Annotated in this window: 23 protein-coding genes and 1 tRNA gene; 11 read left to right on the forward strand and 13 right to left on the reverse strand. The window is 39.7% G+C overall.

The window, feature by feature from the left end; translation table 11 throughout:
- From Q0M21_RS06735 to udk, 6 genes are all read right to left on the reverse strand, one after another.
- On the reverse strand, positions 1-4,347 hold the full coding sequence (locus tag Q0M21_RS06735) for a CusA/CzcA family heavy metal efflux RND transporter (RefSeq protein ID WP_295336058.1): 4,347 nt from the start codon (positions 4,345-4,347) through the stop codon (positions 1-3).
- Between the two features lie 71 nt (positions 4,348-4,418).
- Entirely contained in the window at positions 4,419-4,808 is a 390-nt protein-coding gene (locus Q0M21_RS06740) for a hypothetical protein (RefSeq protein ID WP_295336061.1), read from the reverse strand.
- A gap of 117 nt (positions 4,809-4,925) precedes the next feature.
- Complete coding sequence (gene scpA, locus Q0M21_RS06745) at positions 4,926-7,049, reverse strand: methylmalonyl-CoA mutase (RefSeq protein WP_295336064.1); 2,124 nt, start codon at positions 7,047-7,049, stop codon at positions 4,926-4,928.
- 2 nt (positions 7,050-7,051) lie between these two features.
- Entirely contained in the window at positions 7,052-8,413 is a 1,362-nt protein-coding gene (locus Q0M21_RS06750) for a methylmalonyl-CoA mutase subunit beta (RefSeq protein ID WP_295336066.1), read from the reverse strand.
- Between the two features lie 9 nt (positions 8,414-8,422).
- Entirely contained in the window at positions 8,423-8,776 is a 354-nt protein-coding gene (locus tag Q0M21_RS06755) for a septum formation initiator family protein (RefSeq protein WP_290873840.1), read from the reverse strand.
- An 11-nt stretch (positions 8,777-8,787) separates the two neighbouring features.
- The gene (gene udk / locus Q0M21_RS06760; protein ID WP_295336070.1) at positions 8,788-9,396 is read right to left on the reverse strand and encodes a uridine kinase; all 609 of its coding nucleotides are present in this window, start codon (positions 9,394-9,396) and stop codon (positions 8,788-8,790) included.
- A gap of 141 nt (positions 9,397-9,537) precedes the next feature.
- Between udk and Q0M21_RS06765 the strand changes: the two genes are divergently transcribed.
- Positions 9,538-9,612, forward strand: a tRNA-Pro gene (locus tag Q0M21_RS06765).
- A gap of 609 nt (positions 9,613-10,221) precedes the next feature.
- Positions 10,222-11,169: a thioredoxin-disulfide reductase gene (trxB, locus tag Q0M21_RS06770; protein ID WP_295336073.1), complete on the forward strand. Its 948-nt coding sequence runs from the start codon at positions 10,222-10,224 to the stop codon at positions 11,167-11,169.
- A gap of 52 nt (positions 11,170-11,221) precedes the next feature.
- Here the strand turns inward: trxB and Q0M21_RS06775 are convergent, their stop codons facing one another.
- The 5 genes from Q0M21_RS06775 to Q0M21_RS06795 form a co-directional block, all read right to left on the reverse strand.
- Entirely contained in the window at positions 11,222-12,058 is an 837-nt protein-coding gene (locus tag Q0M21_RS06775) for a DUF2807 domain-containing protein (protein ID WP_295336075.1), read from the reverse strand.
- A gap of 99 nt (positions 12,059-12,157) precedes the next feature.
- On the reverse strand, positions 12,158-12,898 hold the full coding sequence (locus Q0M21_RS06780) for a DUF2807 domain-containing protein (protein ID WP_295336078.1): 741 nt from the start codon (positions 12,896-12,898) through the stop codon (positions 12,158-12,160).
- A gap of 2 nt (positions 12,899-12,900) precedes the next feature.
- Complete coding sequence (locus Q0M21_RS06785) at positions 12,901-14,628, reverse strand: PspC domain-containing protein (RefSeq protein ID WP_295336081.1); 1,728 nt, start codon at positions 14,626-14,628, stop codon at positions 12,901-12,903.
- A 5-nt stretch (positions 14,629-14,633) separates the two neighbouring features.
- Positions 14,634-14,963: a PadR family transcriptional regulator gene (locus Q0M21_RS06790; RefSeq protein WP_121314380.1), complete on the reverse strand. Its 330-nt coding sequence runs from the start codon at positions 14,961-14,963 to the stop codon at positions 14,634-14,636.
- Positions 14,964-15,055: 92 nt separating this feature from the next.
- The gene (locus tag Q0M21_RS06795) at positions 15,056-15,511 is read right to left on the reverse strand and encodes a DUF4870 domain-containing protein (RefSeq protein ID WP_295336084.1); all 456 of its coding nucleotides are present in this window, start codon (positions 15,509-15,511) and stop codon (positions 15,056-15,058) included.
- Between the two features lie 199 nt (positions 15,512-15,710).
- Between Q0M21_RS06795 and Q0M21_RS06800 the strand changes: the two genes are divergently transcribed.
- The 7 genes from Q0M21_RS06800 to Q0M21_RS06830 all read left to right on the forward strand — a co-directional run bounded on the left by Q0M21_RS06800 (position 15,711) and on the right by Q0M21_RS06830 (position 22,177).
- Entirely contained in the window at positions 15,711-16,163 is a 453-nt protein-coding gene (locus Q0M21_RS06800; RefSeq protein WP_295336087.1) for a DUF4442 domain-containing protein, read from the forward strand.
- A 77-nt stretch (positions 16,164-16,240) separates the two neighbouring features.
- Positions 16,241-17,146, forward strand: coding sequence for a TIGR01777 family oxidoreductase (locus Q0M21_RS06805; RefSeq protein WP_295336089.1), 906 nt, complete (start codon positions 16,241-16,243; stop codon positions 17,144-17,146).
- Positions 17,147-17,420: 274 nt separating this feature from the next.
- A complete protein-coding gene (locus Q0M21_RS06810; protein ID WP_295336092.1) occupies positions 17,421-17,990 on the forward strand; it encodes a nucleotide exchange factor GrpE in 570 nt (189 codons plus the stop codon).
- Between the two features lie 63 nt (positions 17,991-18,053).
- Positions 18,054-19,175 carry a molecular chaperone DnaJ gene (gene dnaJ / locus Q0M21_RS06815; RefSeq protein WP_295336094.1) on the forward strand — a complete coding sequence of 374 codons (1,122 nt, stop codon included), beginning with the start codon at positions 18,054-18,056 and terminating at the stop codon, positions 19,173-19,175.
- Between the two features lie 244 nt (positions 19,176-19,419).
- Positions 19,420-20,340, forward strand: a complete 921-nt coding sequence (locus tag Q0M21_RS06820) for an ABC transporter ATP-binding protein (RefSeq protein ID WP_295336097.1) — start codon at positions 19,420-19,422, stop codon at positions 20,338-20,340.
- Between the two features lie 101 nt (positions 20,341-20,441).
- Complete coding sequence (locus Q0M21_RS06825) at positions 20,442-21,749, forward strand: ABC transporter permease (RefSeq protein WP_295336101.1); 1,308 nt, start codon at positions 20,442-20,444, stop codon at positions 21,747-21,749.
- Complete coding sequence (locus Q0M21_RS06830) at positions 21,746-22,177, forward strand: nuclear transport factor 2 family protein (RefSeq protein ID WP_295336104.1); 432 nt, start codon at positions 21,746-21,748, stop codon at positions 22,175-22,177. The genes Q0M21_RS06825 and Q0M21_RS06830 overlap by 4 nt, the downstream gene beginning before the upstream one ends.
- A gap of 4 nt (positions 22,178-22,181) precedes the next feature.
- On the opposite strand, the gene Q0M21_RS06835 is transcribed toward Q0M21_RS06830, so the two are convergent.
- Positions 22,182-23,609 (reverse strand): L-serine ammonia-lyase, encoded by a 1,428-nt coding sequence (locus Q0M21_RS06835; protein WP_295336107.1) that lies wholly within the window; start codon positions 23,607-23,609, stop codon positions 22,182-22,184.
- Positions 23,610-23,669: 60 nt separating this feature from the next.
- Positions 23,670-23,981, reverse strand: a complete 312-nt coding sequence (locus Q0M21_RS06840; protein ID WP_295336109.1) for a potassium transporter KefB — start codon at positions 23,979-23,981, stop codon at positions 23,670-23,672.
- A 119-nt stretch (positions 23,982-24,100) separates the two neighbouring features.
- Between Q0M21_RS06840 and Q0M21_RS06845 the strand changes: the two genes are divergently transcribed.
- Positions 24,101-24,874 (forward strand): oxygenase MpaB family protein, encoded by a 774-nt coding sequence (locus tag Q0M21_RS06845; protein WP_295336112.1) that lies wholly within the window; start codon positions 24,101-24,103, stop codon positions 24,872-24,874.
- A 113-nt stretch (positions 24,875-24,987) separates the two neighbouring features.
- Positions 24,988-26,445 carry a DASS family sodium-coupled anion symporter gene (locus Q0M21_RS06850; protein ID WP_295336115.1) on the forward strand — a complete coding sequence of 486 codons (1,458 nt, stop codon included), beginning with the start codon at positions 24,988-24,990 and terminating at the stop codon, positions 26,443-26,445.
- Positions 26,446-26,450: the final 5 nt, after the last annotated feature.

Consider the following 26,450-nt stretch of genomic DNA (forward strand, 5'->3'; position numbering starts at 1 on the left):
TTAATTTTTTGTAGTAAGGTAATTCCATTCGATGACACTTTCGTTGTATAGGTTTACGGTGTCGATGTAACTGTTATGGATGGTTAAGGCTTGGTTAATCAACATCACCCAGTCGAGGTAATTGATGTCGCCACCCAAAAACTGACGGTTAGCCGTTTCCGAAATTAGGATGGCATTCAGTAAACCGGTTTTCTCGAAATAGTTGAGTTTTTCAGCATTGTTTTTAACCATCAATTCAGTTTGAATGCGTTGTCGTTCTAAGTTGTTTTTCTCTCTTTGGTATTCTTCGGCAGCCATTTGTTCTTGTACTTTGGCTGCTTTAACTTTAGCACTTTGAGAACCGCCTAACAACGGAATGCCTAAGCCAATTTGCGCCGAGTGGAAACGATTTGACTTATCGTAAAAAATGTTATCGGCTCCTGTACCTGTAATCGACATATTATTGTAACCTAAAGTTAGCATCGGCAATTTTCGTGCTTTTTCTAACTGAGTCTGAGCGGCAGCAGTAGCTTTTTGTTGCTCTAAACTTTGCAATAACGGGTGCTGTTCTATACTCGATATTTCTTCGTCTTTGAATTCGATTTTGGATGAACCGGCTGTCGGAATGACGGTTTGTTCCGAATTTAAAAGCAATTGCAATTTACTGCTCCAAAGTTCTTTGTCTTGTTGTAACTGTAACAATTGCAGTTTTAATTGACCTAATTGCATTTCGGCTGTGGTTTTCTCCAAGATGTTACTTTCTCCTTTTTGAAGGCGCAATGCTGCTTTTCGCAAAAACTCGGTTAATAAAGTGTCACTTTTTTGCAGCAATTTTTCTTTTTCATTTAGGGTAAGTATGCTGTAAAAGGTCAGCGTTACTTCTTTTTTCAGCGCAGCTTCTTTCAAAGCTACTAATGCAGTGGCGGTTTTCCATTCTGAGGTCAGCACCTTTCTTTGACGATTGTATACGGTTGGAAAATCAAATGATTGTGCAATGCCGAAACGAGTATCAGTAAAACTGCTGTTGAATTGCCCGATTTCCGAATTGAGATTGGTCGCCGGCAAATTGGTCGCAGAGCGAATCAGTTTTTGTTGGTAATCGGCTCTTAATCGGTCAATCTTTACCGTTTGGTTATTGCTTAAAGCAGTTTTGAGGGCTTCATCTAATGTCATTTTAGTTTGGGCGTTGGTCGGAACTACTGACAAGAACAGCAATAAAAGAAGCAGAGTTGTTTTAGAAAATAGTTTCATTTTAAATCCTTTTTCAAAAGTAACATAGAGTATCGGTAAAACGAATAAGGTCAGTAAAGTGGCAATCATCAAACCACCAATTACTACGGTCGCCAGCGGTCGTTGTACTTCGGCACCTGAACCGTTGCTGATAGCCATCGGTAAAAACCCCAGAGATGCTACGAAAGCGGTCATCAATACAGGTCGCAAACGCACTTTGGTTCCCATTAGTACAACTCGGTTTAAATCGTTCATACCTTCTGCTTTGAGTCGGTTAAATTCAGATATCAACACGATTCCGTTTAATACCGCTACTCCGAATAGCGCGATAAATCCAATGCCGGCACTGATGCTAAAAGGCATGCCACGCAGGGCTAAAAAGAAAATACCACCGATGGCAGACAAAGGAATGGCCGAATAAATTAGCAAACCGTGTTTAACCGATCTGAAAGCAAAGAATAATAGGATGAAAATCATCAGTAAAGAAACCGGTACCGCTATCATTAATCGGTCTTTAGCTTGGTTGAGGTTTTCAAAGGCTCCGCCGTAGGTAGTATAATATCCGGTAGGAAGTTTGATTTGTTCATCGACTTTGGTTTTCAATTCGTTTACAATGCTTTCAACATCGCGCCCATGAACGTTGAAGCCTACAATAATTCTTCGTTTGGCATCTTCGCGTTGGATTTGATTCGGACCGTCTTTGATAGCCACACTGGCCAATTGCGACAACGGAATTTGCGAGCCATTTGGTGTTGGAATCAACAAATTTTTAACATCTTCAAGGTCTTTGCGTTTGTCACTGTCTAAACGGACGACTAATTCAAATCGCTTTTCGCCTTCAAAGACCAATCCGGTGCTTTGTCCGGCAAAGGCTGTGTTTACTACGCGATTGATATCGGCTATATTTAGGCCGTATTGTGCAATAACCGGACGATTGTAATCAATAATCACCTGCGGCATACCGGTAATAGGTTCCACATATAGGTTGGCAGCACCTTCCACTGTATTGACAATTTTACCCAGTTTTTCGGCGTAAACGGCTAAGGTATCCAGATTTTCACCAAATATTTTACAAACCACATCCTGACGTGCACCGGTCATTAATTCGTTAAAACGCATTTGAACAGGATATTGGAATCCGGTGGTTATTCCGGGTACGTCTTGCAAAGCTTTTCCCATTTTTTCAGACAATTCGTCGAAGGTTTCTGCAGAAGTCCATTCCGATTTGTCTTTTAAAATCACCATCATATCACTGGCTTCCATCGGCATTGGGTCGGTAGGAACTTCACCGCTTCCGATTTTGGTGACCACTTTTTCCACTTCCGGGAATTGGGTTTTTAAGATATGGGCGGCTTTTTGAGTACTTTCTATGGTAGTATTCAAATTACTTCCGGTCAAGACTCGGGTGTCTACCGCAAAATCGCCTTCCTCTAAAGCCGGGATAAATTCTCCACCTAAAGTACTCAGCACAAATAAAGCGGTAGCAAACAATGCAATCACACCGCCAATAATGGCTTTCTGGTGGTTCAATGCCTTTTCTAACCAATGTTGGTATTGGCGCTCCAATTTGAACATCATCCGATCGGAAAAATTTGGCTTGTGATTGATTTTTTTGCTTAAAAACAAAGCACTCATCATCGGAATGTAAGTCAATGACAACAAGAAAGCACCCAATAAAGCAAAAGCTACAGTTTGTGCCATCGGTTTGAACATTTTACCTTCGATTCCTTCCAAAGTAAAAATAGGTAAGTATACTATCAGAATAATAATTTGGCCGAAAACCGCACTGTTCATCATTTTTCCGGCAGAAGTTTCCACTTCTTGGTCCATTTTACTCTGCGATATTTTATTAATTTGACTGAACTTTTTACTGTGGGTAAGTTGGTGCATTACAGCCTCAACGATGATTACTGCACCATCGACTATCAAACCGAAATCGAGCGCTCCTAAACTCATTAAGTTGCCACTAACACCAAAGGTATTCATCAGGATAATGGCAAATAACATGGCTAGAGGAATCACTGAAGCCACAATCAACCCGGCACGGAAGTTTCCCAGGAATAAGACCAATACAAAAATTACAATCAGCGCACCTTCCAAAAGGTTCTTTTCAACTGTTCCTATCGCATTGTTGACCATTTTGGTTCGGTCAAGGAACGGTTCAATAGTTACGCCTTCCGGTAATGTTTTCTTGATTAATTCGATTCGGTCTTTAACATTTTTGATTACTTCACTACTGTTGGCGCCTTTAAGCATCATTACAATAGCACCGGCCACTTCGCCTTCATCATTGTAACAAAGCGCACCGTAACGGGTAGCGTGTCCGGTATTGATTTTGGCGATGTCTTTCAAAAATACCGGAGTACCGCTTGGTGTAGTTTTGACAGCAATATTTTCGATGTCTGCAATCTTACCGATTAGTCCTTCACTTCTGATGAATAGCGTTGTAGCGCCTTTTTCAATGTAAGCACCACCGGTATTTTGATTGTTTTGTTCTAAAGAGTTAAAAACATCGTTGATGGATAAGCCATGAGCGTGAAGCTTGTTGGGATCGATGGCAATTTCAAATTGTTTTAATTTTCCGCCAAAACTACTCACTTCGGCAACACCTTTTACGCCTAAGAGTTGTCGACGAACAATCCAATCTTGTATGGTTCTGAGTTCGGTTTCATCATATTGGTCTTCATAGCCTTTTTCCGGACGAACTACGTATTGGTAAATTTCACCTAAACCGGTTGAAACCGGACCTAATTCGGGTGTTCCGATACCTGCGGGAATTTGGGTTTGGACTAACTGTAAGCGTTCTGCTACTTGTTGACGTGCCCAATAAATATCGGTTTCATCGTCAAAAACGATGGTTACTAAAGACAAACCAAAGCGCGAAAAACTTCGGATTTCTTTTAAACCCGAAATGTTGCTGTTGGCTTGTTCTACCGGAAAGGTAACCAAACGCTCAATGTCGGTGGCTCCGAAAGAGGGAGCAATGGTGATGACTTGCACCTGATTATTGGTGATATCAGGAACGGCATCAATTGGCAATTTAGTGGTTTCATAGATACCGTAAAGCAACAATGCAATGGTAAACAAACCCACAATAAGCTTATTCCTTACGGAAAAAGCAATAATTTTATTTAACATGATTTTTTAAATAACTTAATTAATATTTTAATTGTTGGCACACCTAAAAGGGACCAATAAAACAAGTAGAATTAAGCTATTTTGGGCGGTTGCCAAATGGAACCTTGATCTGAGGAGTAAAGACGACTAATGTAAAAATCGGATGCAGTTTTAACTTCAGCCAAAAGTTTATGGTGACTGATTTCGTAATAATTTATTTCCGGTATAATCGTTAAATAAGTTAAACCATTATTACAGTCGGCACTTTTATAAGGAAGTTTCATGTCTTTGTCACGATCGCCATCGTTTACATCTCCGTGACCATAGTGTAAACAAAGAAAAGACCAAAGTGTCATGGATTGATTTTCTTCTTTGTGATCGTAAAAATGTTCCACCAAAGCCGGAATCTTCAACAACTCGAAGCATTCGGTGGAAGAAGAAACATATAACGACAATAAAAGTATTGCTAATACTCTTCGCATGGAAAATTGAGTTTACTGACACAAATGTACTAAAGTTTCACTTTTAACAAACATGACAAAAGTTATAAAAAAACTGTTTCAATACATTCTTAATCAAATCTTAATGGAAAAGACTGTTTACTCCTCCAACAACACCTCCAAAATCTTTATCGCCGCCTCACTAATCTTCGTACCCGGACCGAAAACCGCTACAGCTCCGGCGTCGAATAAGAATTGGTAATCTTGTGCCGGAATTACACCGCCTACAATCACCATAATATCGTCGCGACCGTATTTTTTTAATTCTTCGATTACTTGCGGCACTAAGGTTTTGTGTCCGGCCGCTAGGGAAGAAACGCCCAAAATATGCACATCGTTTTCCACGGCTTGTTTGGCGGCTTCTTCGGGTGTTTGGAATAGCGGTCCGATGTCGACGTCGAAACCTACATCGGCATAACCGGTGGCTACTACTTTGGCACCGCGGTCGTGACCGTCTTGTCCCATTTTGGCAATCATGATACGTGGTCGACGGCCTTCTTTTTGAGCGAAAGCGTCGGCTAATTGTTTGGCTTTTTCAAAGCTCTCGTCGTTTTTGATTTCTTTACTGTACACGCCGCTAAAACTTCTGATTTGTGCTTTATAGCGTCCGAAAACCGCTTCCAGGGCATCGCTGATTTCTCCCAGCGTGGCTCGGTTTCGGGCTGCTTCTACGGCTAAAGATAATAAATTTTCGCCACCATTTTGGGCACTTTCGGTAATCTTTGCTAAACTGGCTTTTACTTTAGCGGTATCGCGAGTCGCTTTGATTTGGTTTAAACGTTCAATTTGTTGTTGGCGCACCATTTGGTTGTCTACATCCAAAATGTGTAACGGATCTTCTTTTTCTAAACGGTATTTGTTAACCCCAACAATAATATCTTGCGTGCTGTCGATACGAGCTTGTTTGCGTGCTGCGGCTTCTTCAATGCGCAGTTTCGGAATACCGGCTTCAATGGCTTTGGTCATGCCGCCTAAGGCTTCCACTTCCTGAATCAAAGCCCAGGCTTTTTCAGCAATTTCTGCGGTTAAGCTTTCCACATAATAACTGCCGGCCCAAGGATCGACGGTTTTGCAGATTTTGGTTTCTTCTTGTAAAAAGATTTGGGTATTTCTGGCGATTCTTGCAGAGAAATCGGTAGGCAAAGCAATGGCTTCATCCAAGGCATTGGTGTGTAAGGATTGCGTTCCGCCAAAAGCCGCTGCCGCTGCTTCGATAGTCGTACGAGCCACGTTGTTAAACGGATCTTGCTCGGTTAAACTCCAGCCTGAAGTTTGACAATGCGTTCTGAGTGCCAATGATTTTTCGTCTTGAGGGTTGAATTGCTTTAACAGTTTCGCCCACAACATTCTTCCGGCGCGCATTTTGGCAATTTCCATAAAGTGGTTCATGCCAATCGCCCAAAAGAAAGAAAGGCGAGGCGCGAACTCGTCTATTTTCATGCCGGCAGCCAATCCGGTTCGAATGTATTCTAAGCCATCGGCTAAAGTGTAAGCCAACTCAATATCGGCGGTGGCCCCGGCTTCTTGCATATGGTAGCCTGAAATCGAAATCGAGTTGAATTTCGGCATTTTCTTGCTCGTATATTCAAAGATATCGGCGGTGATTTTCATCGAAGGCGTTGGCGGATAGATATAGGTATTGCGCACCATGAACTCCTTTAAAATATCGTTTTGGATGGTTCCGGATAGCAATTCGGGGGCGACACCTTGTTCTTCAGCCGCTACGATATAAAAGGCCATGATAGGTAAAACGGCACCGTTCATGGTCATGGAAACTGACATTTCGTTGAGCGGAATTTGATCGAAGAGCACTTTCATATCTTCTACCGAATCGATGGCAACACCGGCTTTACCAACGTCACCAACAACGCGTTCGTGGTCGGAATCATAACCGCGGTGTGTGGCCAAATCGAAAGCGACTGACAAGCCTTTTTGTCCGGCAGCTAAATTTCTACGGTAGAATGCGTTACTTTCTTCGGCGGTGGAAAATCCGGCGTATTGACGTATCGTCCAAGGGCGACGCACGTACATAGTGGCATACGGACCGCGTAAATTAGGGGCAAATCCGGCTCCGAACTCTAAGTGTTCTAAGTTTTCGATATCGGCTTCGGAATAGGTTGGTTTGACTTCAATGCCTTCGGCAGTTAGGAAGTTTTGCCCCTCGACTGCGCTCGGGGTGACAACTACTTTATCTAATTGTATATGTTGGATGTTTTTTCTCATGACTAGGCTTCTTGCGATAAACGTTCCTGTTCCAGTTTCTCGGCCAAACGCTTTTCGATAATCGGACTGATTAAGGTTTTGCGTGGATTTTGTTTGACAAACGGATACAACTCGAGGTCGTGTTTCATCTTGTCGTTTTTATTCGGGTATTTGTTAGTACCTAATAGTATTTCTTTGCCATTGTCGAAAGCCTCTTGCTCTTTGGCGGCACTTTCGCTGATTTTTCGTTGGATAGTACCTTCGATTAACTGGGTAATCAAACCGCCATTGGCTTCGATATCTTTAAATAGGAGTAAAGCCTTTTCGGCCAATTGTTCGGTTAAGGATTCGATGTAATAGGCGCCATCGGCTGCGTTGTTGACCTTGTCAAAATAACTTTCGTGTTTTAGCACCAACAATTGGTTACGAGCTATTCTATCTCCAAATTCATTGTCTTTGTGGTATAGTGCGTCGTAAGGTAAATTAGCAATGCTATCGGCACCGCCTAAAATGGCACTCATACATTCGGTAGTAGTGCGCAACATGTTGACGTTGTAATCATACAATGTTTTGTTGCGTTTGGTTGGTGTGGCGATGATATGGCAATCTGCAATGTGGTTGTATTCTTTCGCCAAGGTGTTGAATAATAGTCGTAGTGCGCGCAATTTGGCGATTTCGAAAAAGTAATTGGTACCTACGGAAACTTCAATCGTAATTGGTTGGTTTAGGTTGGTTACTCTATTGAAATATTCATTAACATGAGCCAAAATATAAGCCAATTGTTGCACCATATTGGCTCCGGCATTTTGGTAAATACCGCTTCTGATGGTTAAGAAAGGAACCGTTGCTTTGGAAGTGATTTGGTTGAGTTTTTCAAAATCCTTTTCTAGGTTTTCGAACCAGTTGCCGTCTTTTACCAATTGGCCGATAGGATCAATTTGAATTACCATATCCGCATTATGCTTAACAGCGAAATCATTGATTTTGGTTGCGAAATCGATGGAGAGGAAAGGTAAATAAAAAAAATATTGGGTGTTGGTAAGAGGCAGATTTTGCATCAGGGCTTCCAAGTTAACCGCATCATGTTCTATGGTAAAACGAATGCTTTCGGCACCGCGATTCAATGTGTCTATAGCTCTTTTATTGGATTTTACCACATCGTGTACAAAGATGTTTTGCAAAATCGAAAATCCGTTTTCCTTTGTTGGCGCGGAATAGTTGATTTCGGTTTCGTCTCTGTGGTAAAAAGGTTTTACTTTGATGCCTTCCGGACTTTCCCAAACGAGCGTTTCGTTATAGTCGGCGCCTTTAAGTTCATATTGAATTTGTTGTTTCCATTGTTTGGAAGACACCGGTTCGAACTCATTGAATAAATTATCGGCCATGAGTAGTAGTTATAAAGATTTTGACTTGGATTGTTCTTCTTTCAGGGAATCTTCTTCAAATTCGATGATATACACATCCTCGCTATCGCGTTTCATATAGTATTTTTCGCGCGCGTATTTTTCGATTTGGTCAGGGTTTTTGAGGAGTTTGATATTTTCTTCGTCCTTTTTGATTTCTTCCTGATAGTATTTTTTGTTGTCTTCGAGTTCATCTAGCTGTTGGTCTAGCACTCGATGTTCCATGTATGAAGTATTGTCTAAAAAAAGCATCCAGATGGTGAAAAAACACAACACGATAACATATCGGTTACCCAAGATTTTTAGGATAGGATAGGCATCGGTTAGGTTTTTAAAGAAGCTCATTTTGAATAGAATTAGATAATTCTTTGATTAATTACGGCTCTAACCACATCAATAGCTACCGTATTGTATTTGTCGTTCGGAATAATGATGTCGGCAAAAGCTTTGGTAGGTTCGATGAACTGTTGGTGCATAGGCTTTAGTGTAGTTTGATAGCGATTCAACACTTCTTCCATATCGCGTCCGCGCTCGGCGATGTCTCTTTTTAAACGGCGAATTAAACGTTCGTCTGAATCGGCGTGCACAAAGATTTTCACATCAAATAATTCGCGAAGTTCCGGATTGGTTAGGATTAGGATTCCTTCCACAATCATTACTTTTCTGGGATGTGTGATGATAGAATCGTCGGTTCTGTTGTGTGTGATAAAGGAATAAACCGGTTGTTCTATGGTTTTTCCGGCTTTCAAGTCTTTCAGGTGCTGTACCAAAAGTTCAAAATCGATAGCGCGAGGATGATCGAAATTAATCAAGGCTCGTTCTTCAAAGCTCAAGTTGTTGTTTTCTTTGTAATAAGAGTCTTGTGAAATGACGCCCACTTCGGTTTGGGGCAATTCATTCATAATTTGGTGAACCACAGTTGTTTTTCCGCTTCCGGTTCCGCCGGCAATTCCGATAATCAGCATAAAGAGTTGTGTTATTTTTACTGAACACAAAAATAGAAATTATATCGAAAGGGCTTTTGTTTTTTTGAAAATTAAAAAAATGGAAAAACTTTTTGTAAACTAATTTATAGTTTTATATTTGCACTCCCATTTGAGGGAATTCGGGGTGTAGCGTAGCCCGGTTATCGCGCCTGGTTTGGGACCAGGAGGTCGCAGGTTCGAATCCTGCCACCCCGACGAGTAAATCCTTTCTGCTTTGGCAGAAAGGATTTTTTATTTCCAAAAGAAACGAAGTTTACTTCGGATTTCTTTTGGAAATAAAAAAAATATCAGCGCTGAAAGCGCTGATAGATTTACTTGAGATAGAGCCCACATCCAGGATATCTAATCCTGCCCAACTCGTTGCGACTTTTTCTTATAATAAAAAAATCTTCGGATGGCACATCCGAAATGATTTACTTGAGATAGAGCCCAATTTCAGGATCACGAAGTAATCCTGCCTGTTATAGATTCCCGCCTGCGCGGGAATGACAAAGTGGTGAAAAGGATTTACTTGAGTTACCGCCTACACTCAGTATCACGGCGTAATACTGTGAAGCTGCTTTGCAACATCACTGTTTCGGAATGCTAAAAGTCAACTCTAGCCCCGATGGGAGCAAACTACCGCGTAGTGCGGACAGCGGGACGACTTGTCCTGAGAAAGCCAATGTGGTGCTCCTAATTATAAAACCAAACTTGTTTTTAACAATAAGGGCATCTTATTCACAAATTGTGTAAAGCGATTGGGTTGTCTTATTATTTTTTCTTGAAATCGCATACATTTGTATCCTAAATAAACTTCAAATCATGTCAGAGACTATAGAAAAAATCAAATGCCTTATTATAGGTTCGGGGCCTGCGGGTTATACTGCCGCTATTTATGCCGCCAGAGCCAACATGAATCCGGTGCTTTACCAGGGAACGCAACCCGGCGGACAATTAACTACTACTAATGAAGTAGAAAATTTTCCGGGTTATCCTGATGGTGTAACCGGACCGGAGATGATGGTCCAATTGCAAGCGCAGGCGCAGCGTTTTGGTACCGATGTTCGTGATGGTTGGGTGACTAAAGTTGATTTTTCGGGGCCTGTGCATAAAGTTTGGGTCAATGATACCAAAGAAATCCATGCACAAACAGTGATTATTTCGACCGGTGCTTCGGCCAAATATTTAGGATTGCCTTCAGAACAACATTATTTGCAAATGGGCGGTGGTGTTTCGGCTTGTGCGGTTTGCGACGGATTTTTTTACCGAAACCAAGAAGTAGTGATAGTAGGAGCCGGAGATTCGGCTTGTGAGGAAGCGCATTACCTTTCTAAATTATGTAAAAAAGTGACCATGTTGGTGAGAAGTGACAAGTTCAGAGCTTCTCGTATTATGGAAGAACGCGTTCGCAAAACCGAAAATATCGATATCTTAATGAATCATGATACGGTTGAGGTAGTTGGCGATGGGCAAGTGGTGACTGAAATCAAAGCGTTGAACAAAACTACGGGAGAAACCATTACGATTCCGGCTACCGGATTCTTTGTGGCTATTGGTCACAAACCGAATACCGATATTTTTGCCGATTATATTACTTTAGACGAAACCGGTTATATTGTTAATGTACCGGGCAGTTCTAAAACCAATGTTGCCGGTGTGTTTGTTGCCGGAGATGCTGCCGATCATGTGTATCGCCAGGCTATTACGGCTGCGGGAACCGGTTGTATGGCCGCTTTGGATGCCGAGAGATATTTGGCGGCTTTAGACTAGAACAATTTAATTTTATAAAAAAAATCCCGTCTTGAATAAAGACGGGATTTTTTTATTTACTCGGTTTTTTGTGTAATTCGGCGCTGTCTGCGAAGCGCTTCATTTCGATTTTGATGGGTTCACCGTAGAGTTCGATTTCGCTGTCACCCGAGGCATCGATGGTTACGATATTACTGACATTAATACTGCTTTTCGAATATCCGCCGGTTTCCAATAAAGCGTTTTTGGCGGTTAATTTTTTGCCGATGAAATCGGTATTGTTGTCCAAGCGTAATTTGAGTTCGATGATGTCGCCTTCGACTTCGGCGGCCGATTTTTGGTACAAATCGAATTTCATTTCAGCAGATGAAATCAAAGCTTTTACGTAAGCACTTTTACTTAAGTCGATGGCGGTTTTGGTTGATTTTAAATTCAACTCGACTTTCGATTTGTCGTTGGCCATTAAGGTAAAATTTTTGGTGTTGGCGTTGAGGAATAATTTGGCGTAATCGTAACTTTTAAAAGTGACATTGTCTAAAACCACATCTGACAAGGCTGTAACGTTGGTTTCATCTTTGGCGATTACCATGTTGAGTTTGTCGGTATACGTTATGCGAACGCTCAATTTTTTAAAACTTGAGATGTCTTTGGCCGTTGAAATTCGGAGGTTGCTGCCGTTTATTTTGTATTCGACGAACGGAATCAGGTTGTCATCGGCTTCAATTTCTAATGCACAATCGTTTCCTTTTACTAAAAATACTTCAATGTTGTCTTCGAGTTCGATGCTCTCAAAATTGTCGATGGTTTTGAGTTCTGATTTGACGATTTTTGAACCTTTTACTTTTTCTTTTTTTTGTCCGAAAGCAATAATGGTTAGTAAAAGACAAGTAATTAGTAGCTGTTTTTTCATGACTGTGGCTGTTTGGTTGTTACATCAATTGGGTACAATGACCTTGATGTAAAAATAGAAAAAAAAACATCCCAATGGGTATTGAGATGTTTTATTAACTTAATCTTTCGAAACACTGCCACCGGAGCTTTCTTCTACTCGGATTTCTTTAGGCGATTTGCTATAGCTGATGGAGCTGCCGCTGGAGGCTTTTCCGTCTAATAATACTATAGCGTTTACCGAGGTTGAACTGCCGCTGGAGGATTGAGCATACACTTCATTGGCCAACAATTCATCGGCATCGATGTGACTTCCGCTGGAAGAGGCTGTGTACAACTTTAAGGCTTTCCCGCTGATTTGTTGTTCGCTGCCGCTGGTAGATTCTAAAGTAACTTTATCTGATTCGACCTCGACTTCTATCGAACTTCCGCTACTTGATTTGATTTTAATGTCTTCACCGGTTAGCGAATTTCGAGAGTTTAGGTTGGCACCGCTGGTAGTTTCCAGACTCAATACTCTCGGTAATTTTACTATGATTTTTTTGGAAGTTACATTGATGTAATTATTGTATTCGGAGTAGATTACTAAAGTATTATTTTCCACTCTGGTTTTGATTTCGGCTATGATGTTGTCATCGGCTTCAACCATTACATCGAAGTTATCGGCTTGAATAACTTCACAATCCAACCCGTTAGCTACTGTTATTTTGTTGAAATCGCTCAGATTGCGTTTCTCGGTGATTACATTTCCGCTGCCTTTGATACTATTGGTAAAATTGAAATTGCCATTGCAAGACGATAGTGATAAGGCTACTAATGTTGCGGCTACTATCTTTGAAAAAAGAATTACAATTTTTGTCATGATTACTCGGTTTTAATGATTACGCCATCGCTCCCGATAGTCAATTTTCCTTTTTTACCCGATTTGGTGTTGATCACTTCTTTTCCGTTCACTGTAACCGTTACGGTTTTAGTGCTGTCGTTTTCTTCGACGCTGATGTTTTCGGTTTCTACGTCTTTATATTCGTTTTCATCAGCCGGACAATCCAAGCATTTCACTTTATTATCTTCAACTTTATAAGTGTATTTGTCTGAACTGTGGTGTAAGTTAAAGAAATCGTTATCGGATTCGTCAAAATGCTGAACGGTTTCATCCGCTACGAATAGTGTTCCTTTAGGCAAATACAAGTACAACTCAACGTTTTGGTTACGGTATTTGCTGGCCATTTCGGTTAACAAATAGTTGTCTAAAAGCAATTGATTGCCTTCTATTTTGAATCCGTATTTGATTTTCTCCGCTCTTTTGTTGGCCTCGTCAAACGATTTGCCGTCGGCTAACTTTTCGATTTGCAAGTAAGGTTGTGCTTTGTCGGTGCTTTTGATTTCAAAACTGATTTTATTCGAATAAATTACTTCATTTTTAGCAGAATCTTGGGTGAAAACAAAGTCTTCGTGTTCATAAACATTTTTAGAGAAGAAATCGTTGCTCACAAACTTGATTTGCAGCGTGTCTGTTGGTTGAATGTTGATGGTTTCTTTGGTAACCACTTTGCCTTCAAAAGCCGATTCGGTAGATTGTTGGATTCCGATAACCACTAAAGAACCTACTGCGAAAATCCAGATGGCTAACAAGCTGTATTTTACGGCAGCGCCTAACGATTTCATATTGGCAACCAATAATTTTAAACCTAGCAATAAGAAGAAGAACAATGGAATTCCGATGGCTAAGAATGTCAACAAACCAAACGCCCAAAGCGGAATATCGGTGTAATTAACAGCGTTTACATAACGTTGCCATGGTGCGTCAATGAAAGAAGTAGTTCCGAAAGTAAACAATCCGATAAACAATCCGGCTAAGGCTAATGCAGAGAATACTAAAATAATAGCGCCTAATACTTTGGCAAAGGCACCGAAAACTTTCATGATTACATCGCCTAAACCGCCGGCTACTCTTTCAGCACCGGTTTTTATTTGGTTTCCCATTTCGTCGTAGTTGGCATTTTTGAATTTGTTGGATACCGATTCAAATTCCTCTCTGACTTTCTTTTCGATGTTGGAAATGGTTACCGGCTCACCGGTCATTTCTAATTTTTCGGAGGTTGTTACCGCTTTTGGAGTAGCAATCCAAAGGATTAAGTAAGCTATGACTCCAAAGCTGGTGAACGCTAACAATAAGAAGATGATTTTAATCCAAACCGCATCTACCCCAAAGTAATGTCCTAAACCGGTACACACACCACCAATTAAACCTCTGTCTTTGTCGCGATACAATTTTTTTCTGCTTGTTGTTGCGAAGAAAGGTTCCGATTTGGTTTCGGTGCCGTCATCGTCAATGCGATAATCTTCCGGTTGTCCCATAACCACAATCACTTCGTCAACATCTTTATTATTGATCACGTGTTTGTCGGATTTTTGTTTTTCGGTCAAAAGTTCGGCCACACGCATTTCAATGTCCTTCATGATTTCGTCCTTACCGGAAGAATTAGAAAGCGAACGTTTTATAGCATCAAAATATCTTGATAATTTTTGGTATGCATCTTCATCGATATGGAAGAATAAACCACCTATATTAATATTTACTGTTTTGTTCATGATTGTTATTTTTGATTGGTTATGATGTTCACGGCGTCAGATAATTCGGTCCAAGTGCCGTTCAATTCAGTTAAAAATGTCTTGCCTAATTCGGTTAAACCATAGTATTTTCTTGGCGGCCCCGAAGTTGATTCTTCCCAACGGTAGTTGAGTAATCCGTCGTTTTTAAGTCTTGTCAATAGCGGATAAACGGTTCCTTCTACTACAAGCAGTTTAGCGTTTTTTAAAGTGTCTAAGATTTCAGAAGTGTAGGCGTCTTTTTCTTTTAGGACAGACAAGATACAAAATTCTAAAACACCTTTTCGCATCTGGGCTTTTGTGTTTTCAATGTTCATAGTACATGATTTTAAATTTTTCTGATTAACATTCGTTTTTTGATTTCGTGATGATTGAAACCGGTGATTGATTATGATTGATGATGGTATTTTTATTTGAAAAACGGAATACTTAACGGGTATTTGTAAAATTCTCCGTTTGATGTTTTCACGGCTCCGTAAATGATTAGCACAAATTCGATTACTTTAATGAAAAGGAATAAGAGCACAGCTATAATCCCTAAGATTGAAATACCGGTCAGATTGCCCATGCTTAAATTTTCCAGCACAAAGTCACCGTTAAACTGTATATTATGATCCGGTGCATTTTTGAAAATAGAGTAGATGAAAATCGGGATAGCAATCAAACACAATAAAACGGTATACAAAAAGATACTCAGTTGAAAATTCAATACTTGTTTACCATTGTAATCCACAAATTCCGATTCGTTTTTCTTGGTACTCCAAATTATAATTGGGAAGATGTAATTCCCAAATGGAATAACATACTGTGTCAAAGCACTAAGGTGCAGGAACGTAGCAATGTTTTTTTCGTTAGTAGTTGTCATTTTTTTGATTTTTTTAGTTGATGATTGAAACTTCGTTTTTTTTAATACTATAGATAAGCTATTAATTTCTTATACAAAGATAAAGCTAAAAAAAGGTATTATGCAATACAAAGTACTTAAAATTAACAAAATATTAACATTTAATTAAGTATCACAAAGCCGTAGCTTTTTTGTACTTTTATAGCAAAATCAAGTACTTATGGAATTTTCCCCTTCAAAATTGAATACTTTTTTATTTTTTAAGTTACCGTCGGCATTTTGGTGTGGTGTAAGGGTAAAATCGATTTCTAAGCAACAATGTGTAGTGACAGTCAAACACCGTTGGTTCAATCAAAATCCTTTTAATTCCATGTATTTTGCTGTACAAGCCATGGCAGCTGAGCTTACAACCGGTGCCTTAGTCATGATGCAAATCAAAAATTCGGGAAAAAAAATTTCCATGCTGGTGGCTAATAATAACGGCAACTTTACTAAAAAAGCTACCGGTCGAATTACGTTTACTTGCAACGATGGTCATTTGATAGATGAGGCCATTCAGCGAACCATAGCCACCGGTGAAGGACAAACTTTCTGGATGAAGTCGGTAGGGATTAATGAAAAAGGAGAACAAGTTTCTGAATTACATTTCGAATGGAGTATTAAGCTGAAGTAATTGACAAAAGTTAAACCCTTTATAATTAGCCTTTTTTTAGGAAGTTATCCTTGTAACTTTGATAAAAAATTAATGCAATGAAGATTCTAATCACCGGAGCAACGGGTTTAATTGGTAAGGAATTGGTTAACTTGTTGTTGACTAACAATCACACGGTACATTATTTAACAACCTCTGTATCTAAAATAGAAGATAAGCCCAACCTGAAAGGTTTCTTTTGGAATCCGCAAGCTGGTAAAATTGATGAGAGTTGTATTTACGGCGTGGATTCGATAATCCATTTAGCCGGAGCTAACATTGCAAAGCGATGGACTAAAGGTTACAAACAAGAAATCATTGAAAGCCGAACGCTGTCCGGAGAGTTGCTCTTTAATCTTTTGAAGAAAACACCGCATCAGGTCAAACAAATCATAGCGGCCTCGGGAACAGCCATTTACCCGGACAGCATTACAAAACAATACGATGAAACGACTGTTGAAACAGAGGACAGTTTTTTGTCGAATGTGGTTAAAAAATGGGAAGCTAGTGTCAACACCTTTCCGGTATTGGGCATCAAAGTTTGTAAACTCAGAACCGGTATTGTCTTATCTGATAAAGGAGGAGCCTTACCCGAAATGGTTAATCCCATCAAATTAGGTTTTGGAGCTACAATGGGTTCCGGTAAGCAAATACAATCATGGATTCACATTCATGACTTAATCGCTATGTATAATTTTGCCCTCGAAAACCAATTAGAAGGCGTTTACAATGCTGTTAGTCCAAATCCTGTTAGTAATGCCGTCATGACCAAAACTATTGCCAAAATATTGAAGAAACCTTTATGGTTGCCTAATGTGCCCGAATTTGTGATGAAATTAATATTAGGGGAGATGGCTTATTTGCTTTTCTCCAGTAAAAACCTTAGTGCGGATAAAATCAAAACTGTCGGTTTCCAATTTCAGTTCCCCGATCTGGAATCGGCACTTCACAATTTATATCCATAAAAAAAGAGCTGTCAACTGACAGCTCTTTTTTTACTATAAAGATTGTTGAATTAATAATTTTTACAGCTTTAAGCCAACCTGGGAATTTGTCTCTTAAATTGATTAATAACAAATGTAAAGGTTTAGAAAACGTAATAGTCTTAAAATTATATTAAAATTGTATTAATTTAAAGGATTGCGAATGTACAACTAGAACATTAAAATTAATGACAATTTGACATTTTAAAAGAATTGGCAGTACTTTTGCTGATTGAGGTTACGGAAAAAATCCAAAATGAAATTCAAAAATATTTTTAAAAATACAACACAAATGAATACGGATAACACAGATAAAGAGCCTATCGAAAGCGCTAATGAAAATGAAGCCAACGAAATTGAAACAGCTGAAGAGCTTAGTGTTGAAGCCCAATTACAAGAAGAACTAGCCAAAGAAAAAGATAAATTTTTGCGTCTTTTTGCCGAATTTGAAAATTACAAAAAAAGAACCGCCAAAGAAAGAGTTGATTTGTTCAGAACTGCCAACCAAGAAGTTTTACAAGCTATGCTACCAATTTTAGACGATTTTGACAGGGCTTTAGTGCAAATCTCCAAAAGTGAAGATGAATTGCTTTTGAAAGGGGTCGAATTGATTTACGACAAGTTAAAAAGCACCTTAGTATCTAAAGGATTAGAACAAGTAGAATTAAAGGCCGGTGACGATTTTGATGCTGATTTTGCGGAAGCGGTTACCCAAATCCCTGCGCCAAGTGAAGCATTGAAAGGGAAGATTGTAGATGTAGTAGAAAAAGGCTATAAATTGGGAGACAAAATTATTCGTTTCCCGAAAGTTGTAATCGGAAATTAAATCTGATTCCTATTGGATAATGCCGAAAAGAATTTCGGCTAAACAAAATTTGATAAGTACATTATGAGCAAAAAAGATTTTTACGAAATATTAGGAGTTTCCAAGAGCGCCAGTGCCGAGGAGATTAAAAAAGCCTACCGTAAAAAAGCCATCGAGTTTCATCCTGATAAAAATCCGGGAAACAAAGAAGCAGAAGAAAATTTTAAAGCAGCAGCCGAAGCTTATGAAGTTTTAAGCGATCCCGATAAAAAAGCCAAATATGATCAATACGGTCACGCTGCTTTCGACGGTGCCGGTGGTTTTGGTGGTGGTCATCACATGAATATGGATGACATTTTCAGTCAGTTTGGTGACATTTTCGGAGGTGCTTTTGGCGGTGGTTTCGGTGGATTTGGCGGTAACGGTGGCGGACAACGTCGCGTGAAAGGCAGTAACCTTCGTATCAAAGTGAAACTTACATTAGAGGAAATTGCCAATGGTGTTGAGAAAAAAGTGAAAGTGAAACGCAAGGTGCAAGCACCGGGTGTAAAATATAAAACTTGTTCAACATGTAATGGGCAAGGACAAGTATTGCGTGTTACCAATACCATTTTGGGTCGCATGCAATCGGCTACCACTTGTCATGTTTGTGGCGGCTCCGGACAAACCATAGAAAGCAAACCCAACAATGCCGATGCTCACGGTATGATTATGGAAGACGAAACGGTATCGATTAAAATACCGGCCGGAGTGGTTGATGGTATGCAATTGAAAGTATCCGGCAAAGGAAATGATGCACCGGGCAACGGAATTCCGGGCGATTTGATTGTCGCCATCGAAGAATTAGAGCACGAGTTTTTAAAACGCGAAGGCGAAAACCTTCATTACGATTTATACATCAGCTTCCCGGAAGCCGCTTTAGGTGTTTCTAAAGAGATTGAAGCGGTTAACGGAAAAGTCAGAATTAAGTTGGAAGAAGGTATTCAATCGGGTAAAATACTTCGTTTAAAAGGAAAAGGAATTCCTAGTCTGAATAATTATGGCAATGGCGATTTATTAGTGCATGTAAACGTTTGGACACCAAAGACTTTAACCAAAGAACAACGTCAGTTTTTCGAAAAGGCAATGACCGACGAGCACTTTACACCAAAGCCCGAAAAGAGCGATAAATCTTTTTTTGAAAAAGTAAAAGATATGTTTTCATAATTAAAAAATATGTTTTACATTTGGTTATTACTTGGAAACAAGTAATTTCTTTTTCATAGCAATTTTTCCCATCCTTTTGTAAAAATTAGGGTGGGTTTTTTTTGTAACAAAAATGAAGATTTGCTACTTATTGGTTACTTTTACAACATTCAACAGCAATGTCAGTAGCAACGGTAATGAAAACGAATAGTAGCGCCTGCTCATATTGCTAGTGACATTGTTATTGAAATTGAAATTTACAACCATGAGCAACATACTCGAAGTCAAACAAGTTGTCAAGCAATACGGTGATTATACCGCGCTCAACGAAGTTTCTTTAACAGTTCCTAAGGGCAGCATTTACGGTCTTTTAGGCCCGAATGGCGCCGGGAAAACATCTCTTATTCGCATTATTAATCAAATTACAATGCCTGATAGCGGAGCCATCATCTTAGATGGGGAAGCACTGAATCCGTCGCATGTTCACGCTATTGGCTACATGCCCGAAGAACGTGGTTTGTACAAAACCATGAAGGTGGGCGAGCAGTGTCTGTATTTGGCACAACTCAAAGGTTTGTCGAAAGCCGAAGCCAAAAGAGAATTAGACTATTGGTTTGACCGATTGGAAATTCAGGGTTGGTGGAATAAGAAAATCCAAGAATTGTCGAAAGGTATGGCGCAAAAAATCCAATTCGTGGTAACCGTTTTGCACAAGCCGAAATTGCTCATTTTAGACGAGCCTTTCTCCGGTTTTGATCCGGTGAATGCCAACTTGATTAAAGATGAAATTATTGAGCTGAATCGTCAAGGAACTTCCATTATTTTTTCAACTCACCGTATGGAAAGTGTGGAAGAAATGTGCGATTACATTGCCTTGATTCACAAATCCAACAAACTAATCGAAGGCAAACTTTCCGAAGTTAAAAAACAATACCGAACTAACAACTACGAAGTAGGCATTCTGACCAACAATGTAGAAGGTTTGATGTATGATTTGTCGCAAAAGTTTACCTTATCGCCAACCGATTTCAAATCACTGAACGATGAACTCAAATTGGAAATCAATCTCGGAAATGCCACGCCAAACGAGTTATTAAATACCTTGGTGCAACGCGGACAAGTCACGCATTTTGTAGAAAAGATTCCGAGTGTAAATGATATTTTTATTAAAACAGTAACACAATAGAGGGTTAGACTGACCTAGACAGCTTAGATTCTTAGTCACAATCTAAATAGTCTAAAGATCTAAGAAGTCTAAAGATCTAACAAATCCAAGAAATCCGAAATATGAGCAAACTAGCGCTAATCATCAAAAGAGAATTTGTGGCCAAAGTGCGCAACAAATCGTTTATTGTTATGACTTTTTTAAGTCCGCTCTTGTTTGTTGCCATCGGCGTTTTTGTGGGCTATCTCAGTACCATGAAAGCCGATCAAAAAACAATCGCCATACACGATGAAACCGGTTTGTTTGTCAACGAATTCAAAAGCGATGACGAATACCGTTACCTTGATTTGTCGAAATTAGATACTAAAATACTGAAAGACAGCATCGTCACAGAACATTATGAAGGCTTGCTTTTTATTCCTAACGTCACTTCCTTAGATTCCTTGCAGAAGAAGATTGAGTATATTTCTAATGACAGTCCGAGTGTGTTATTTGTAGAAGATTTAGAATCGGTAATCAACCATAAACTCACTGACGAAAATTACCAAAAAGCCGGATTAGATGTCAAAGCCATCGAAAAAGCCCGATCCAATATCAGTATCAATCTAACCAAGGCCTCAGGAGAGACTGCATTGAAAGGTTTGAACGAAATGAAAATTGCTATTGGCGGTGCTTTTGGCTATTTGATTATGATGTTTATTGTCATTTACGGCAATATGGTGATGCGCAGTGTCATCGAAGAAAAAGTATCACGTATTATCGAAGTCATCATTTCTTCGGTAAAACCTTTCCAATTGATGATGGGTAAAATTATCGGAACTTCATTGGCCGGAATATTACAGTTTTTGATTTGGGCGATTCTCGGATTAACGGCGATGTTTGTGCTGTCTTCCATTTTCGGAATCCAAGTAGGAGCCAATGCAGGTGTAAACGCACAAGCTGTTCAGGCAGCCCAACAAGAAATGGGCGGTTCTATAGCTTTATATATGAAAGAGCTTTGGAGTCTACCGATAGGCACTATCTTAGTTTCATTTATCTTTTATTTCATCGGCGGCTACTTTTTGTATAGTTCGTTTTACGCTGCTATCGGTGCCGCTGTGGATAACGAAACCGATTCGCAACAATTCTTACTGCCGATTATTATGCCTTTGATTTTAGGGGTTTATATTGGATTCTTTACCGTAATCAATGATCCGCACGGAACTGTCGCTACAGTATTTTCGATGATACCGCTAACGTCCCCTATCGTGATGATGATGCGTATTCCGTTCGGCGTACCTTTATGGCAAATTGCCGTTTCGTTAGTATTGTTGTTTGCTACTTTCTTATTGGTGGTTTGGTTTGCAGCCAAAATTTATCGTGTAGGGATTTTAATGTACGGGAAAAAACCAACTTGGAAAGAACTCTACAAATGGTCAAAATACGAATGATGAAAAGCCTTATTTTAGTAATGTTGTTGTTAGGGATTTCAGGGCATGCCCAAAAAGATGAAGTCCAACGAACGATACAAACTTTCTTCGAAGGTTTTCATGCCAAAGATACGCTCAAGATGAAGTCGACTTGCAGTGAAAAATTAGTACTGCAATCCATTTCTGAAAGTGCCAAAGGCAACCAATTCTCCACCGAAACGCCTAAAGAGTTTTACGTAGCTATGGCTACTATACCGACTGAGATGCAATTTGAAGAACGTATTTTGAGCTACAATATCCAAATCGACGGCACTATGGCACACGCTTGGACGCCTTATGAATTCTACATCAATGGTAAATTAAGTCACAAAGGCGTCAATGCTTTTACGTTGTTCAAAGAAGCAGAAAGTTGGAAGATTGTGCATCTTATTGATACCAGAAGAAAATAGCACTTTAGCAATCCGCCATATTCACCGCTACAGCCAATCCGCCTTCCGAAGTTTCTTTATATTTAGAATTCATATCTTTGGCCGTTTGCCACATGGTATCAATCACTTTGTCCAATGGCACTTTAGCATTTTTAGCATCGGTTTCTAAGGCCAACTCGGCAGCATTTATCGCTTTGATTGCGCCCATAGTATTGCGTTCAATACACGGAATTTGAACCAAACCGCCAATCGGGTCGCAAGTCAGTCCCAAATGATGTTCCATCGCAATTTCAGCAGCCATTAAAACCTGTTCCGGACTGCCGCCCATCACTTCACACAAAGCACCGGCGGCCATCGCTGAGGACACACCAATTTCGGCTTGGCATCCGCCCATGGCAGCTGATATGGTAGAACCTTTTTTAAAGATGGAGCCAATTTCTCCGGCTACCATCAAGAATTGTTTGATTTGTTTTTCATCGGCCTTGTGGTTTTCAATCACCATGTAGTACATTAAAACGGCAGGAATAACGCCCGCACTTCCGTTGGTTGGCGCAGTAACAACTCGACCTAAAGCCGCATTGACTTCATTGACTGCCAAAGCAAAACATGAAACCCATTTCAGGATTTGACGGAACTTTACTTCGGTTTTCCGAATGGTTTCCAGCCATTCTTGAGGCGAATTATAATTGGCTAACCCAATGAGGTTTTGGTGCATGTCAAAGGCCCGACGCCGAACGTTTAATCCACCGGGTAAGACGCCTTCGGAGTGACAACCGATATACATACATTCTAACATAGTGTTCCAAATACGGAGTAATTCGTGGTGTACTTCGGCTTCGGAACGCATCGAAATTTCATTGGCATACACAATTTCTGAAATCGATTTGTTTTCTTTAATGGTGTATTCTAACAATTCGGCTGCATTTTGAATTGGAAACGGAAAGGCGCATTTAATTTGGTGTTTCTTTTTGGCATTCGCACGCTCTTCTTTCACCACAAAACCACCGCCAATAGAGTAGAAGGTCGATACTGTGGTTTTGCCGTCGCCAGTCATGGCGGTAAATGACATACCGTTAGCATGAAAAGGTAAAAAGTTTTTATTGAAAACGATATCAATTTCCGGATTGAAAGGAATATCAAATGAATTCGCTAAACGGATTTGGTGATTTTTATTGATGGATTGAATGATGCTATCAATATTTTGTACCGGAATGTATTCCGGATCTTGTCCGCTCAACCCCAACATTACCGCATAATCAGTGGCATGTCCTTTACCTGTAAGTGATAATGAACCGTACAAATCGACTTTGATATGGGTAATCTTGTCTAACTGATTGGTTTCTTTTAACTCGTTTAAAAAACGTTCAGCTGCACGCCAAGGGCCAAGCGTATGGGAACTTGATGGTCCGACACCAATTTTGAGCATATCAAATACCGAAATGCATTCTTCCATTACTATATCGATTTAGTTAATCACAAATATAGATAAGAATTGTTGATTGTGAAAGCAGTTCTAATTCCAAAGTGTACCATCTAATCCAATCACCGTTCCCATCCAAATTCCGATGAGGTAAATGAGAATGCTAATTAAAGTAGTAACGATTTTCGGCCATCCTTTTTGTTTACTTAATCTTCCGATGAAATAAAATACTGCTCCACCAATGGCGCCTGCTAAAGGGACTATGATAAAAGGTTTAACCAACCAAAATTTACCCCAATCCGGATTTGGATTTTTTATGGGTAGTAAAAATAATGCAATTAAGGCGAAGGCTATAAGAGCGCCAATTGCCATAGGTCTTAATAGTGCTTTGTTTCCTGGTGTCATAATTTTCAGATTGAGTTAGTGAATCGAATTGTTGTTGCAAATATAAACAACTTTGAAATACAAAGTACTTTTTATTTGAAAATATTTTTTAATTTAGCTCCAAAAAAAAGAGGATACCTATGAAGTATTTTGTTGAACAACAGTCGGTTGTTAGAAAGATTTGGGGCAAGAGCGATACCATATTGTTTATTTTTGCCGGAGCGGCAGGTGAATTTGCTTTAAATAAAGCAGTGGATTGGCTTTACTATACCGGAAAGTTACCTTCCGATCCTTTGGGCAGATTGTTTTCAACGGTGCAATATGCTCGGAAGATAGTTTTTGCTCCCGAAGGGCAAGCCTACAAAGCTATCGAGAGTATGCGAAAAATCCACACTGCGGTTGAGGAAAGTCGTGGTGCTTCAATTCCGGATTGGGCTTACCGTGATGTATTGTTTATGTTGGTTCATTATTCAATAGCGGCACACGAGCTTTTAGAGCAAAAGTTATCAGACACCGAAAAAGCAGCCGTTTACAATGTGTTTTACAGAGTAGGTATTGGTATGGGAATAAAGGATTTGCCTGCCAATTACAACGATTGGTTACCGATACGGGAGGCGCATTTACAAGCTGATTTGCAAAAAAGTAATTATACCACAGATTTATTTCGGCAGTATAAAAAGCACCTTGGCGTTTTGCGTTATAAAGTTTTATTGGAATCTCAAAAATTAGTTTGTCCGAATAAGGTGAAGACTTTACTTGAGTTTAATGATTTTTCTTTATTAAAGCCTATCATTCCATTATATAAGTTAAGTCGCTTTATAAAATTAAACGGATGGATAAAAGAACTACTGCTTCCGGCGGCTTATAAAAAAGAGATACTGAGTTTGGACAAGTTTCACCTGCAGAACAAGTAGCTTTTTGTCTGATTTAACAAGTGTTCCCATGGTAATTGTCTATAGTTCTTAGCTTTGCGAAACAATATTAAGTGTTTTTTACTATATTTAATCCAAAGCTATCCAAAACAACCATGAGAGTTTATTTTGCAGCCCATAAAAAGGAAATAGGTTTAGCCTTAGGGGTCTTATTGAGCATTTTGTGCTTTGCCGTTAATCCATTTGAATTAGCACAACAACCCAATTTGGTTTTAGCTGTTACGGTTTTAATGATAGTGTGGTGGATAACCGAAGCTTTGCCTATGCCAATCGTTGCATTGCTCCCCATTATTTTATTTCCTTCTTTTGGAATAGCACCGCTTAAGCAGGTTTCAAAAGCATATGGCGACCCGGTAGTTTTTTTGTTTATGGGTGGTTTCTTTCTCGCTTTGGCCATTGAAAAATGGAACCTGCACAAGCGAATGGCATTAGGCATCATAACATTTACCGGAACTAATGGCAACCGTATCATCTTGGGATTTATCATGGCCACCGGTTTTTTAAGTTTGTGGCTCAGCAATACGGCCACAACGATGATGATGTTTCCCATTGCATTATCCGTGATTCACGTCATCAAAAGTCACAACAAAAATGAAAAAAATGTTCGTAATTTTTCGTTAGTACTAATGCTTTCCATTGCTTATGCTTCCAATTTTGCTTTGGGAACCGTGATAGCCACGCCACCTAATGTGGCTTATGTGGGTTATGTGGAAGAGCGATTCAATCACACGATTGCTTTTGTAGATTGGTTGGTGTTGTTTATGCCTTTAACCCTCCTGTTGCTTTTATTGTTATATCTGATTTTAGTGAAATGGTTGTATCCGAATCAAATTAAGCACAGTGCGGAAGCTTCGGGCACTATTAAGAAAGCCCTATTGCAATTGGGGAAGATGAATGTAGCGGAAAAACGAGTGTTGTTGGTTTTTAGCTTCACAGTTTTACTTTGGATAAGTAAAGATTTACTGAATAAGTATCAAAGTTTTGTGGTACTGGATGATACTATTATTGCTGTGATGGCGGCTGTTTTACTTTTTGTGATTCCATCTGCAACCAAAGATAAAGAAGGAAAATCAGCACGGTTGTTAACATGGGCTGATACCGAAAAAATGGCTTGGGATGTATTGTTGCTTTTTGGCGGAGGCATCGCTTTAGCCGATGCTTTGGAAGCATCACATTTGGTTCATGAATTCGGAATAGCGCTCAGTACTTTGGCCACTGATAACTTGTTTTTGATGGTAGTAATTGTGACTACCATTGCCGTGTTTTTGAGTGAGGTAATAAGTAATTTGGCTTTAGTGATTATTTTGTCGCCGGTGGTAAGTTCTATGGCTGTGGCTATGAATGTTAATCCGTTGTTATTGGGTATTCCAATGACGCTGGGTGCCAGTTGTGCTTGTATGTTACCCATGGGAACGCCGCCTAATGCCATAATATTTGCCAAAGGACATATTAAAATAGAGCACATGATGCGAACCGGATTTGTTTTAAACCTGGTTTGTATAGTGCTAATCAGTGTTTTTTGTTGGCTTTTAATGCCGTTGTTGCCTTTATAACAATC

Origin of the sequence: Flavobacterium sp. (assembly GCF_024710485.1) — a bacterium.
Taxonomy (GTDB): domain Bacteria; phylum Bacteroidota; class Bacteroidia; order Flavobacteriales; family Flavobacteriaceae; genus Flavobacterium.

Bases quoted from the DNA above. Each gene is read 5' to 3' on its own strand.
- Q0M21_RS06785 (WP_295336081.1), bottom strand. From the start codon at position 14,628: ATGAACAAAACAGTAAATATTAATATAGGTGGTTTATTCTTCCATATC.
- dnaJ (WP_295336094.1), top strand. From the start codon at position 18,054: ATGAGCAAAAAAGATTTTTACGAAATATTAGGAGTTTCCAAGAGCGCC.
- Q0M21_RS06845 (WP_295336112.1), top strand. From the start codon at position 24,101: ATGAAGTATTTTGTTGAACAACAGTCGGTTGTTAGAAAGATTTGGGGC.
- Q0M21_RS06825 (WP_295336101.1), top strand. From the start codon at position 20,442: ATGAGCAAACTAGCGCTAATCATCAAAAGAGAATTTGTGGCCAAAGTG.
- Q0M21_RS06840 (WP_295336109.1), bottom strand. From the start codon at position 23,981: ATGACACCAGGAAACAAAGCACTATTAAGACCTATGGCAATTGGCGCT.
- Q0M21_RS06740 (WP_295336061.1), bottom strand. From the start codon at position 4,808: ATGCGAAGAGTATTAGCAATACTTTTATTGTCGTTATATGTTTCTTCT.
- Q0M21_RS06800 (WP_295336087.1), top strand. From the start codon at position 15,711: ATGGAATTTTCCCCTTCAAAATTGAATACTTTTTTATTTTTTAAGTTA.
- Q0M21_RS06750 (WP_295336066.1), bottom strand. From the start codon at position 8,413: ATGGCCGATAATTTATTCAATGAGTTCGAACCGGTGTCTTCCAAACAA.
- Q0M21_RS06775 (WP_295336075.1), bottom strand. From the start codon at position 12,058: ATGAAAAAACAGCTACTAATTACTTGTCTTTTACTAACCATTATTGCT.
- Q0M21_RS06790 (WP_121314380.1), bottom strand. From the start codon at position 14,963: ATGAACATTGAAAACACAAAAGCCCAGATGCGAAAAGGTGTTTTAGAA.
- scpA (WP_295336064.1), bottom strand. From the start codon at position 7,049: ATGAGAAAAAACATCCAACATATACAATTAGATAAAGTAGTTGTCACC.
- udk (WP_295336070.1), bottom strand. From the start codon at position 9,396: ATGCTGATTATCGGAATTGCCGGCGGAACCGGAAGCGGAAAAACAACT.
- Q0M21_RS06820 (WP_295336097.1), top strand. From the start codon at position 19,420: ATGAGCAACATACTCGAAGTCAAACAAGTTGTCAAGCAATACGGTGAT.
- Q0M21_RS06795 (WP_295336084.1), bottom strand. From the start codon at position 15,511: ATGACAACTACTAACGAAAAAAACATTGCTACGTTCCTGCACCTTAGT.
- trxB (WP_295336073.1), top strand. From the start codon at position 10,222: ATGTCAGAGACTATAGAAAAAATCAAATGCCTTATTATAGGTTCGGGG.
- Q0M21_RS06780 (WP_295336078.1), bottom strand. From the start codon at position 12,898: ATGACAAAAATTGTAATTCTTTTTTCAAAGATAGTAGCCGCAACATTA.
- Q0M21_RS06850 (WP_295336115.1), top strand. From the start codon at position 24,988: ATGAGAGTTTATTTTGCAGCCCATAAAAAGGAAATAGGTTTAGCCTTA.
- Q0M21_RS06830 (WP_295336104.1), top strand. From the start codon at position 21,746: ATGATGAAAAGCCTTATTTTAGTAATGTTGTTGTTAGGGATTTCAGGG.
- Q0M21_RS06810 (WP_295336092.1), top strand. From the start codon at position 17,421: ATGAAATTCAAAAATATTTTTAAAAATACAACACAAATGAATACGGAT.
- Q0M21_RS06735 (WP_295336058.1), bottom strand. From the start codon at position 4,347: ATGTTAAATAAAATTATTGCTTTTTCCGTAAGGAATAAGCTTATTGTG.
- Q0M21_RS06835 (WP_295336107.1), bottom strand. From the start codon at position 23,609: ATGGAAGAATGCATTTCGGTATTTGATATGCTCAAAATTGGTGTCGGA.
- Q0M21_RS06755 (WP_290873840.1), bottom strand. From the start codon at position 8,776: ATGAGCTTCTTTAAAAACCTAACCGATGCCTATCCTATCCTAAAAATC.
- Q0M21_RS06805 (WP_295336089.1), top strand. From the start codon at position 16,241: ATGAAGATTCTAATCACCGGAGCAACGGGTTTAATTGGTAAGGAATTG.